The organism is Marilutibacter maris, assembly GCF_006546735.2.
GTDB lineage: Bacteria > Pseudomonadota > Gammaproteobacteria > Xanthomonadales > Xanthomonadaceae > Marilutibacter > Marilutibacter maris.
Map to the genome: position 1 here is coordinate 1 of NZ_VICD02000317.1, position 9,931 is coordinate 9,931.

Annotated in this window: 13 protein-coding genes; 4 read left to right on the forward strand and 9 right to left on the reverse strand. The window is 69.2% G+C overall.

Annotated elements, in window-relative coordinates:
* Positions 1-1,031 (reverse strand): DHA2 family efflux MFS transporter permease subunit (locus FKV24_RS17675; protein ID WP_141483326.1); only part of this gene is annotated, 1,031 nt, incomplete at its 3' end.
* A gap of 70 nt (positions 1,032-1,101) precedes the next feature.
* On the opposite strand from FKV24_RS17675, the gene FKV24_RS17680 reads away from it, so the two are divergent.
* Positions 1,102-1,707: a TetR/AcrR family transcriptional regulator gene (locus FKV24_RS17680; protein ID WP_141483327.1), complete on the forward strand. Its 606-nt coding sequence runs from the start codon at positions 1,102-1,104 to the stop codon at positions 1,705-1,707.
* A 19-nt stretch (positions 1,708-1,726) separates the two neighbouring features.
* Here FKV24_RS17680 and FKV24_RS17685 read toward each other — a convergent pair whose 3' ends face one another.
* Positions 1,727-2,641 (reverse strand): LysR family transcriptional regulator, encoded by a 915-nt coding sequence (locus tag FKV24_RS17685; RefSeq protein WP_249041084.1) that lies wholly within the window; start codon positions 2,639-2,641, stop codon positions 1,727-1,729.
* A gap of 72 nt (positions 2,642-2,713) precedes the next feature.
* On the opposite strand from FKV24_RS17685, the gene FKV24_RS17690 reads away from it, so the two are divergent.
* Positions 2,714-3,583: an alpha/beta fold hydrolase gene (locus FKV24_RS17690; protein ID WP_141483328.1), complete on the forward strand. Its 870-nt coding sequence runs from the start codon at positions 2,714-2,716 to the stop codon at positions 3,581-3,583.
* 23 nt (positions 3,584-3,606) lie between these two features.
* On the opposite strand, the gene FKV24_RS17695 is transcribed toward FKV24_RS17690, so the two are convergent.
* Complete coding sequence (locus FKV24_RS17695) at positions 3,607-4,566, reverse strand: quinone oxidoreductase family protein (RefSeq protein WP_141483329.1); 960 nt, start codon at positions 4,564-4,566, stop codon at positions 3,607-3,609.
* Between the two features lie 98 nt (positions 4,567-4,664).
* Here FKV24_RS17695 and FKV24_RS17700 point away from each other — a divergent pair, with 98 nt between their 5' ends.
* Complete coding sequence (locus FKV24_RS17700; protein ID WP_141483330.1) at positions 4,665-5,519, forward strand: LysR family transcriptional regulator; 855 nt, start codon at positions 4,665-4,667, stop codon at positions 5,517-5,519.
* A 43-nt stretch (positions 5,520-5,562) separates the two neighbouring features.
* Here FKV24_RS17700 and FKV24_RS17705 read toward each other — a convergent pair whose 3' ends face one another.
* Positions 5,563-5,907, reverse strand: a complete 345-nt coding sequence (locus tag FKV24_RS17705; RefSeq protein ID WP_141483331.1) for an ArsR/SmtB family transcription factor — start codon at positions 5,905-5,907, stop codon at positions 5,563-5,565.
* A gap of 49 nt (positions 5,908-5,956) precedes the next feature.
* Here FKV24_RS17705 and FKV24_RS17710 point away from each other — a divergent pair, with 49 nt between their 5' ends.
* The gene (locus FKV24_RS17710) at positions 5,957-6,778 is read left to right on the forward strand and encodes an alpha/beta fold hydrolase (RefSeq protein ID WP_141483332.1); all 822 of its coding nucleotides are present in this window, start codon (positions 5,957-5,959) and stop codon (positions 6,776-6,778) included.
* A 562-nt stretch (positions 6,779-7,340) separates the two neighbouring features.
* Here FKV24_RS17710 and FKV24_RS17715 read toward each other — a convergent pair.
* From FKV24_RS17715 to FKV24_RS17735, 5 genes are all read right to left on the reverse strand, one after another.
* The gene (locus tag FKV24_RS17715) at positions 7,341-7,607 is read right to left on the reverse strand and encodes a transglycosylase domain-containing protein (RefSeq protein WP_170288365.1); all 267 of its coding nucleotides are present in this window, start codon (positions 7,605-7,607) and stop codon (positions 7,341-7,343) included.
* Positions 7,604-7,891 (reverse strand): hypothetical protein, encoded by a 288-nt coding sequence (locus tag FKV24_RS17720; protein WP_141483334.1) that lies wholly within the window; start codon positions 7,889-7,891, stop codon positions 7,604-7,606. The genes FKV24_RS17715 and FKV24_RS17720 overlap by 4 nt, the downstream gene beginning before the upstream one ends.
* A 37-nt stretch (positions 7,892-7,928) precedes the next feature.
* On the reverse strand, positions 7,929-8,417 hold the full coding sequence (locus FKV24_RS17725) for a hypothetical protein (RefSeq protein WP_141483335.1): 489 nt from the start codon (positions 8,415-8,417) through the stop codon (positions 7,929-7,931).
* A gap of 156 nt (positions 8,418-8,573) precedes the next feature.
* Positions 8,574-8,975: a hypothetical protein gene (locus tag FKV24_RS17730; protein ID WP_141483336.1), complete on the reverse strand. Its 402-nt coding sequence runs from the start codon at positions 8,973-8,975 to the stop codon at positions 8,574-8,576.
* A 42-nt stretch (positions 8,976-9,017) separates the two neighbouring features.
* Positions 9,018-9,599 (reverse strand): AAA family ATPase, encoded by a 582-nt coding sequence (locus FKV24_RS17735; RefSeq protein WP_141483337.1) that lies wholly within the window; start codon positions 9,597-9,599, stop codon positions 9,018-9,020.
* Between the last annotated feature and the right edge of the window lie 332 nt (positions 9,600-9,931).

Here is a 9,931-nt window from a genome sequence, read left to right on the forward strand (position 1 = left end):
AGCAGGCCGCCTCCGGCGACGCAGACCGGCCTCGCGCCGAGGCGGTCGGTCAGGGTGCCGGCCAGGGGCAGCGCGCAGGCCGAGCCCAGGCCCATCGCCAACAGCAGGGCGCCGGCCTGGACCGGTGCCAGCCCGGCCTCGCGCTGCAGATACAACGGCAGCAGCAACAGGCCGCCATACAGGCTCGCGCCGGTCAACGCGACCGTGGCCAGTGCGGCGGCGAAGCGCGGACGCCGCAGCAGTCGCAGATCGATCAGCGGCGCCGATGCGCGCAGACTGCGGCCGACGAACAACACGATCAGCACCGCCCCCGCGACCAGCGCGTAGCGGCTGGCGCCGTCCTCGGCCATCGCGGCGGCCCCGTACAGCAACAGTGGCAGCCCGGCGCCGATCGCCAGCAGCGCCTGCATGTCCGGCGGCGCGCACGCCTGCGCACGTCCCGGCGGCACCCAGCGCTTCGCCGCCACCAGCGCCACGACGCCGACCGGAAGGTTGAGCCAGAATATCCAGCGCCACGACAGCTCCACCAGCCACCCTCCCAGCCACGGCCCGAACGCCGGTCCCAGCGCCACGGCGAAGCCGACGCTGCCCATCAAGCGCCCCAGTTGCCGGCGATCCGACCGCGCCGCCAGCAGTGCCTGTCCGGCCGGCACCATCAGCCCCGCCGCCAGCCCCTGCAGGCAACGCGCGGCGATCAGTTGCGTTGGATCCGGCGCCAGCGCGCACAGCATCGAGGCGGCGACGAATCCGGCCAGGCTCAGCGCCCATACCCGGCCTTCGCCCAGACGACGGATCAGCCAGCCGGTCATCGGCAACGCGACCGCCAGTGCGATCAGGTAACCGGTGGCGACCCATTGCACATCGCTCAGGCGCGCGCCCAGATCGACACGGATCGATTCCAGCGCCAGATGGGTCGCGGTCGAGTCGAGCATCGCGAGGAACGCGCCCGCGCCGGTGATGACGGCGAGCGCCCACGACTCGGACGGAATTGGCGGCGGCAGGCGCGTGTTCGACACTTCGGGCGATCGCATTCAGGCAAGACCAGGCGCTCATGATACAGTCGTATCAAACGCATGTCCCGAACCGAACCAGGCCCCATCGATGCCGCCACACCAGGACCACGAACGACGCTGCGAGCAGATCCTGCAGGCGATGACCGCGATCGCCGTGCGCGACGGCCTGCACTCGGTCTCCATGCGCACCGTGGCCGCGGCCGCCGGGGTTTCGCTGCGGCTGGTGCAGTACTACTTCGGCAGCAAGGCGGCGTTGATGCGGGCCGGGTTGGAACGGCTGGAGGCCCGCGGCATGCAGCGCTGGGCGGCGCGAACCCCGGCCGACGCCGATGGCCCGGCCCGCGACGTCCTGCTGGCCCTGTTCGCCGAGGCCCTGCCGGTCGACGACGAACGCCGCGCCTTCCACGTGCTATGGATGGCGTACGCGGTGCTGGCGATGACCGATGCCGAAATCCCCGAGCGCGCCTTCGTCGACGGCCCGGACCGTCTGCAGGCGCACATCGCCGCCACACTGGAGCACGGCGTCGCGAAGGGCCAGTTCCGCGCCGACCTGGACATCGCGCTGGAGTCCGTCGCCCTGCTCGGCCTGCTGCACGGCCTCGGCACCGCGGTCCTGGTCGGTCAGCAACGGGCCGATACCGCGATGGCGGCGGTGGCGGCGCACCTGGATCGGCTCCAGCCAGACCCGCCGTAGCGGGATCCGCGGCACAGCGCTAGCCGCGCAAGGCCTCCGCCAGGTACCGCCACAGCGCCTGCGCCACCGGCCCGTGCGGTCTGTCGCCGCGCCGCAACGCCGCGAACGTTTCTTCGCGCCCCGGCAGATGCGGGTTGCTCAGATCGATCAACGCACCGCTGCGCAGCTCGTCCTCGATCATGAAATCGGGCAGGTGGCCCCAGGCCAGGCGATGCAGGATCAGTTCCTTCTTCATCGCGTGATCCGGCACCAGGCAACGCGGTGCGCCATCGACCAGAAAGTGATCCTCCGCCCTCGCCTGGCGGGCGCTGTCGCTCAGCACGCACTGGGTGAACGGCTGCAGGCGCGCCGGCGTGAGCGCGTCGCCGGCATCGAACGGCAGCAGTCCCGGCGCCGCGACCGGCAGCAGCCGTATCCGCTGCAATGCGATCTGCTCCAGCCCGCTCCTGGACGGGTCGGCGCGATGGAAGACCAGATCGGCACTGCCGTCGTACAGGCGCTCGAACGGCCCGCTTACCGCTTCGTAATCCAGGTGCAGGCGGGTCCCCGGGCGCGCGCCGAAGAAGGCCGACAACGCCGCCAGTACCCGGGGGCGCGGACACAGGTCGCCGAGCACGATCCGCAACTGCGCCTCCTCGCCCTGGGCCAGCTGCCGCGCATAGTCGCCGAGGTTGTCGATCTCGCGCAGCGATGCCATCGCACGGGCGTTGAACATCCGCCCGGCGTCGGTCAGCGCGACCCGGTAGCCGCTGCGATCGAACAGCGCGAGACCGGTGGCTTCTTCAAGGCGGGCGACCGCGGCGAACACCGAAGGGTGGGTGCGGTGGAGCGCGGTCGCCGCCGCCTGGAAGCTGCCCAGCCGGGCGACCGCCTCGAAGCAGCGCAGCTCGTGCAGCTTGAACGGCGCCACACTGTCCTTTTTGTCTACATTCATTATCCAATCATAGTAATTTTCAGTTTCCATGCGATCGCTAGATTTGGTGTCTCTCCCACACGGACATCCGACATGGACAGCAACCGCAACGGCATCGCACTCGACCGCGTCGCACTCGACAGCGCCGGCCGCGACAGCACCGCCCTCGACCGCATCGACTTCATCACCACCGGCGACGGCTACCGGATCGCCACCCGCCTCGACGGCGACGCCCGGCGGCCGGTTCTGATCCTGGCCAACTCGATCGCCACCGACCACCGCATGTGGGACGGCCAGGTCGCGGCGCTGTCCGAGCACTTCCGGCTGTTGCGCTACGACATGCGCGGGCACGGCCGCTCGGATGCGCCGTCGGGCCCCTACTCGCTGGACCGGCTCGGTCGCGACGTGGTCGAGCTGATCGACGCGCTGGGCATCGACCGCGCGCACTTCTGCGGACTGTCGCTGGGCGGCTTCGTCGGCCAGTGGCTCGGGCTGCGCGCGCCGCACCGCATCGACCGGCTGATCCTGTCGAACACCGCCGCCCATCTGGGCCCGGCGCCGCAATGGGACGCGCTGATCCGCCAGGTGCTGGATCAGCGCGACATGACGGCGATGGCCGACATGTTCATCGGCAACTGGTTTCCACCGCACATGCGCGATGCGCAGCCGGAACTGATCGAAGGATTCCGCAAGACGATCCTGGCGACCTCGCCCGAAGGCCTGGCCGGCAGCTTCGCGGTGGTCCGCGATGCCGATCTGCGCCGCAGCAATGCGCTGATCGAAGCGCCGACGCTGGTCATCGGCGGCCGCGACGACACCGTCACCCTTGCCAGCCACAGCGAGGCGATCGCGGACACCGTTCCGGGCGCCCGGCTGGTCCTGATGCCCGGCGTGCACATGCTCAACGTCGAGCGGCAGGACGCTTTCGTCGACACGGTCCTGGATTTCCTCGAGGCCGTCTGATCGTTCCGCGCGCGCAGGCGCCCTCAGGGCATCAGCAGGAGGCTGCCGGTGGTGGCGCCGGCCTCCAGCTCGCGGTGGGCGCGGGCCGCCTCGGCAAGCCGATAGCGCCCGCCGATCCCGGCGACGATGCCGGCGCGGATCGCCTCGACCACCGCGCTGGCGGCGTCCGGATAGCACACCGGGTCGGCCGAATAGGCCATCACGCTGGGCTTGGCCAACGACACCGTGCCCAGTTCCTGCACCTCGACAGGCGGTACCGGCCCGGCAACCCAGCCGATGCTGGCCAGTGCCCCGAACGGACGCACGCAGCGCAGTGAGCGGCGCAGCATGTCGCCACCGATGCCGTCGATCGCGAAGTCCACGCCGCGGCCATCGGTCAGCCGGGCCACTTCCCCGACCACGTCCGCATCGCGACCGACGATCACGTGGTCGGCGCCATGGGCGACGGCCAGCGCCGCCTTGGCCTCGTTGCCGGCGGTGCCGATCACCGTCGCCCCGAGATGTCTGGACCAGCGCGTCAGCACCGTCCCCAGGCCGCCGGCGGCCGCATGCACCAGCACCGTCGAACCCGCCCCGACCGGATAGCCGAGCGTCAGCAGCATGTACGCGGTCATCCCGCGCAGCATCGAGGCCGCGGCGATATCGAAACCGATATCCTCCGGCAGCCGCACCGCGCGCCAGGCCGGCAGCAGCCGGGTCGAGGCGTAGCCGCCGGGCGCCCCCGCATAGGCGACGCGGTCGCCGACCTGCAGATGCTCCACGCCCGGGCCGAGCGCCTCGACGACACCGGCCGCCTCGACGCCCGGGATCCCCGGCGCAGGCAACGGATAGAGTCCGCTGCGGTGGTAGATGTCGAGGAAGTTCACTCCGACCGCGTGCTGGCGCAGACGGATTTCGCCACGTCCGGGGGGCTGCGGTTCCTGCGGCACCACCTCGAGCACTTCGGGGCCGCCGGCGCCCCGGGTCCGGATCGAAATATCCACGGCATCACCTCACATGGGAACGGGGAGCCAAGAATGGGGGGCGATCTTCCGGCTGGGAATTCCCTGAACCTCCACATCAATTGTGAAAAAATTCCCAAATGGACTGGGAAAACCTGCGTCACCTGTACGCCTTCGCCGAGCACGGCAGCCTGGCCGCCGCCGCCCGCGCGCTCGGGGTCGAGCACGCAACGGTGGCTCGGCGGATCGCGGCGCTGGAGACGCAACTGCAGACCCGACTGGTCGATCGGCGTGGTCGCCGGCTGCTGTTGACCGGCGACGGCGAGCGCATCGCCGCGATCGCTCGGCGTATGCGTGAGGATGCCGATGCGGTCGAGCGCGCGGCCGCCGGAGCGCGCAGCGAACTGACCGGCACGGTCACGATCAGCGCGCCCCCTGCCCTCGCCGCGGCGCGGTTGATCGGCCCGTTGGTCGCCCTGCAGCAAAAGCATCGGCGACTGGAGCTGCGTCTGATAGGCGAGGCGCGCAGCGCGGCGCTGGAGCGGCGCGAGGCCGACATCGCGGTCCGCCTGAGCCGGCCGCGCAGTGGCGAGTTGATCATCGTCCGGCTGGGCGCGATGCCGTTCCGGCTCTACGCGAGTCCCGGCTACCTGCGTGATCGCGACGAGCGCGACTGGAGCTTCGTCGGCTACGACGCACCGATGGCGCAGTCGCCGCAGCAACGCCGGCTGCGCGCGATCGCGGCCGGACGCGCAATCGCGTTCACCGCAAGCAACGCAGAGCTGCAACAGGCCGCGGCCCGGGCCGGTGCCGGAGTCGCGATGCTGCCGGGATTCATGGCCGACGACGATCCGGCCCTGGTCCGCGTCGACGGTGACGCGCCACCGTTCCAGCGCGAGATCTGGCTGGCCATCCACGCCGACATGAAGACCGCCGCCGGCGTCCGCGCGGTGGTCGATGCGCTGAAGGCGGCGTTCGCGACCGGGGCCGACTGAGGGTCGGAACCTCGTGCCGAACGGCGGGAAACCGCACCCGCCGCTATCGCTGTCGACGCGTCCGGGCGCGTGCCTGGACCGGCACCGACAGCTCGCCGTGCAGCCACGCCAGATAGTCCTCGATCGCGGCTTCGTCGCGCTTGCAGTACGACCACTTGTGCTGCTTCCGCACACGGATGAAGCCGGCCTGCCTGAGGATGTCGAGATGACGGCTGGCGGTGGGCTGGGCGATCGCCAGCTCGTCCGCGATCAGGGTCATGCAGACGCCGAACTCGACCGGGTCCGCCGACCACTGGTGGCCGAAGTACTTCTTCGGCTCGGCCAGCAGCCGCAGGATCCGCATCCGGCCCGGATTGGCCATGGCCTTGATTTGCAGCGAGCGTTCCATGCGCCTATCGTATCGTCAATTAGCTAAATGACAATACGAAGTGCCGCCCATGCTGGAACTGCCGAACACGTCGCTGATCGACGGCAACGCGATCCGATGGGGCCGTAGCGGCGACGGCCCGCCCCTGGTGGCGATCCATGGCACCCCGTTCTCCTCGCAGGTGTGGCGGCGGATCGTGCCGCAGATCAGCGATCGCAGGACGGTCTACTACTTCGACCTGGCCGGTTACGGGCAGTCGGAGATGCGCGAAGGCCAGGACGTGTCGCTGGGCGCGCAGAACCGGGTGCTGGCGGCGCTGTTCGAGCAGTGGGAACTGGATCGGCCCGACGTGCTCGCACACGACTTCGGCGGCGCCACCGCGCTGCGCGGCTACTTCCTCGACGGCCTGCGCTACGCCTCGCTGACAATCTTCGACGCGGTCGCCCTGGCCCCGTGGGGCTCGCCGTTCGTGCGGCACGTGCGCCGGCACGAGGCAGCGTTCTCGCAGATGCCCGACTACATGCACCGGGCCCTGCTGCAGGCCTACATGCAGACCGCGGCCCACAAGCCGCTGTCGGCCGAGGCGATGGAGGTCCACTGCGCGCCGTGGCTGGGGCCGGTCGGCCAGCCCGCGTTCTACCGCCAGATCGCGCAGATGGATCAGACGTTCACCGATGAGATCCAGTCCCGGTACCGCCGGCTCGACTGCCCGGTCACGGTGCTGTGGGGCGAACAGGACGGCTGGCTGCCCTACCGCATGGGCGAGACCCTGGCCGGACTGATCTCCGACTCGCCCTGCATCGCGGTCGCGGACGCCGGACACCTGGTGCAGGAAGACTGCCCGGAGGCGATCGTGGCGGCGGTGTTGAAGCGGATCGGGGGGCGCACTTAAGCGCCCCCGCTGCGACACCCGCAGGCAACGGGTTCGAACCGGCCCCGCAAGGCCATTTGTCGGTCGCTACGGCAGGCAGACGTGCGCGCCGACACCGGTGTCCAGTGCCGCCGAGCTGCCACCGGCCGACGTGGAGAGCGCCGCGGGGCACTCCCACCACCCGAAGCAGGCCCCGATATGCTTGCCCGCGCCGCACCCGGTTTCCACCACCAGGGCACAGCTCGTGTAGCAGATTCCGGATGCTGGTCTGGGCGACCCCGACGGCGTATTGGCGACGCCCACGCCGATGGCGACGGCGGCTCCCACTACGGCAACGATTCCGAGGATGAGCCAGCCGACTCATCCGCCCTGTGTACGCGGAAACCTGATGGTGTTCTGCCCTCCCTGGGTTGATTCCTGTCTCCCCAACGCGGGCGGAGGCCAGCGACGGACGCCAATAGACGCGTTTGTCAACGGCCGTCACGGAAAACCCGCGTATCCCTGGCCGGATCTCGCGGCGATGGACTTGCGGGCGCCCGCAGGCATGGCTGCCGTCTACGCGACGCTTCTCGCTTTCATGACTTCACAGTCCGGAAGCGCTGTTTTCCGTGTTCTCCAGCAGCCATCTGGCACGCTGCTCCAACCGACCTCGATCCCTGAGATAGCTCGACGGCGCCCGGGTGATCGCGACGGTCGTCGCCGCCTGCATCGGAGTGAGCGCGCTCAAGGGCTTTCCGAACTCGCGCCGGGCGAAATCGTTCAGGCCCTGGCCACGACCGTTGTAGGACATCGTGCAGTACAGGCCGTAGATCCGCGACCGATCCAGGTGCAGCGGCAACAGCCGGCTCAACATATCAGCTCGTGCAGGTGCCTCCAGCCCGACCTGTCGCCCGGACGTAGCCGATGCGCGAGCATCCGTGCGACCTGCGCCTCCGGTCCTCCGGTCTCGGCATCGATCATCCTGCGAATCAGGCCCGGTGGCGCTGCGTCCTCGGGATCCGCCGCGGCCAGCACGGCCTCGATGCGGTCAAGATGCGGAACGATCGCGACCGCGTCATAGACGAGCACGGCGACCACCGGCGCGGCGACCAGAACGCTGGCGATCAGACCAAGCCTGCGTAGAAATTTTTTCATGTCCGTCTTCGAAGCCGATGCACTCGCGCCAGCGCATTCAGCCCGCGAGGCGTCGGCAGGTGGACTCGACTTCGGCTTCCTTGTACATCGACCCCACCGGTATCGAGCGCGAAGTGTTCGCGTCCAGTGCCAGGATCCGGGAGCGGTAGACGGACTTCTTGCTGACCAGCTCATCCAGGATCCGCTGTCCTTCTTCCCGGCTCAAGTCCGGATTGGACGAGGAAAGGAACCGCACCTCAAGCACTTCGGAGGTCACGATGTCTCCGTCCAGACGCCAGGTCCCGTGACTGGTATCGCGGTTCGTCATCACGACACCGGCATCGGGGGTCACGACACTGGTGTTCGTATCCGAGTAGGTGTGGTCCGCGCGCTTGGTGATCCGGGTGGTCACCTCCACTTTGAATCCGGGCCCATGCATCGTCGTCGGGCCGCATTCCCAGGTCCCCAGAAGCGCCTGTTCGGTCACCTCGCCCGCCAATGCACCCGCGCAACCCAGGGCCAACCAGAACGCCAGGCCGATGCCCATCAAACGGGTACGCCTGGAGTGCGAGCCTTGTTGCATGGAACCCTCTCTTCTGTCTTCGAGTCCGGCGGATTCGATCACGCACGATGCGGATGGGCAAGCGACCGCCCGCGCGCGGACCGCGCCACGACGTGCGCCCCGAGGTCGACGGGCACGAGGTCAAGGCCATCTCCTGAGCCTGGCCGCCAGCCACGGCGCCAGCGCGGTGACCGCCAGCACGACGAGCCACAGGTTTCCACCGCTGAAGGTGTATGCGTCCAGGATCGCGGCCAGCGATTTGCCGCGCAGCAGTCCGAACGAGAACTCGAACGCCAGGGTCAGCGCCAGCCAGCCCAGGCCGATGCGTAGCAGCGTCCCATTGGCGCGGGCTCCGATCCAGGGCAGTGTCAGATAGGCCACCAGCAGGATCAGGCACGAGAGCAGAAGACCACTGGCGACCAGCCCCGCCACGGGACCGAGCGCCGGCACGAGCACCGCCTCGCGCAGCCCCCCATTGGCGATCGCCAGCGCCAGGATCGCGGTCCATACGACGAACGCCTTGATCGTGCCTGCGACCGACATTGTTGTCTTCCTCCTGCTCCGGACGCTTCCGTCCCTGCCAGCCTACGCTTCCCGAGGCTCGCGCGAATCAAACCCGCAGGCATCGGCCCCCAGTTGCGCAAGCACGAAGGCCACCCGCTCGCGCACCGGCACCTTGGGCAGGATGCAGATCCTGTACCCGGCTTCGACGTAGGCGGCCACGGTCGGCGCGAAGGAGCGCGCCGCCCGCTCGAAGCTTGCCTCGCGCTCACCATCGCGGACATAGATTTCCGGCCAGGGCTCGGCGACGAAGACGGTGCCGGCGTAGCGACATCGCGCCGCGGCCTCAAGATGCTCGGGCTTCGCCTCCAACCCCATCAACCGCATCCAGGCCACGCACTCGGGAACGCCGCGATCGAAGAACACCGGCCCCTGCAACGCCGCGGCGGCCCGGTGGGCCTCGATGCTCCGCAACAGCAGCGCCTCCATGAAGCCTGCCCGATCGACCCCGGGCAGGAGGCGGCCGTTGCCCGCCCGCTGCTCGCGGAGGATGGCGAGCGCGACTTCAGGGACAGTCGAATGGCCCAGCGCCGACAAGGCCGCCAGCAGGGTCGACTTGCCGGCACCGGAGGCGCCGGTGATCACATGAAAATGCTGGTAGTTCAAACGCCCAGGCTCAAAGCAAACTGTCCACGTGCTGCCCGCCGGACAAACGCCGATTCGCGGAGCAAATCGTGGTCCAGCTTCGAGTCTTCCACCCCGGGAGCCCATCTGAACGAGCTGGAATGCGCCGGCACTTCCTCCCGGGTACGACGACCGCAAACCTCACAGGCTCAAGCATATCGTCCACCGCGAACGCCCGTGGGCTGTGCCCACCGGCCGGCAATCCCACGAACGCAGCCATCGAAGATGGCGGAGAGAGTGGGATGGATTCGGGCCATCCATGGCCCTCACCCCTCGCTACGCGAGGGGCAGCCATGCGGCTGTCCAGATCGGCG

Bases quoted from the DNA above. Each gene is read 5' to 3' on its own strand.
- FKV24_RS17710 (WP_141483332.1), top strand. From the start codon at position 5,957: ATGCTGGAACTGCCGAACACGTCGCTGATCGACGGCAACGCGATCCGA.
- FKV24_RS17680 (WP_141483327.1), top strand. From the start codon at position 1,102: ATGCCGCCACACCAGGACCACGAACGACGCTGCGAGCAGATCCTGCAG.
- FKV24_RS17690 (WP_141483328.1), top strand. From the start codon at position 2,714: ATGGACAGCAACCGCAACGGCATCGCACTCGACCGCGTCGCACTCGAC.
- FKV24_RS17705 (WP_141483331.1), bottom strand. From the start codon at position 5,907: ATGGAACGCTCGCTGCAAATCAAGGCCATGGCCAATCCGGGCCGGATG.
- FKV24_RS17725 (WP_141483335.1), bottom strand. From the start codon at position 8,417: ATGGGCATCGGCCTGGCGTTCTGGTTGGCCCTGGGTTGCGCGGGTGCA.
- FKV24_RS17720 (WP_141483334.1), bottom strand. From the start codon at position 7,891: ATGAAAAAATTTCTACGCAGGCTTGGTCTGATCGCCAGCGTTCTGGTC.
- FKV24_RS17700 (WP_141483330.1), top strand. From the start codon at position 4,665: ATGGACTGGGAAAACCTGCGTCACCTGTACGCCTTCGCCGAGCACGGC.
- FKV24_RS17685 (WP_249041084.1), bottom strand. From the start codon at position 2,641: ATGAATGTAGACAAAAAGGACAGTGTGGCGCCGTTCAAGCTGCACGAG.
- FKV24_RS17730 (WP_141483336.1), bottom strand. From the start codon at position 8,975: ATGTCGGTCGCAGGCACGATCAAGGCGTTCGTCGTATGGACCGCGATC.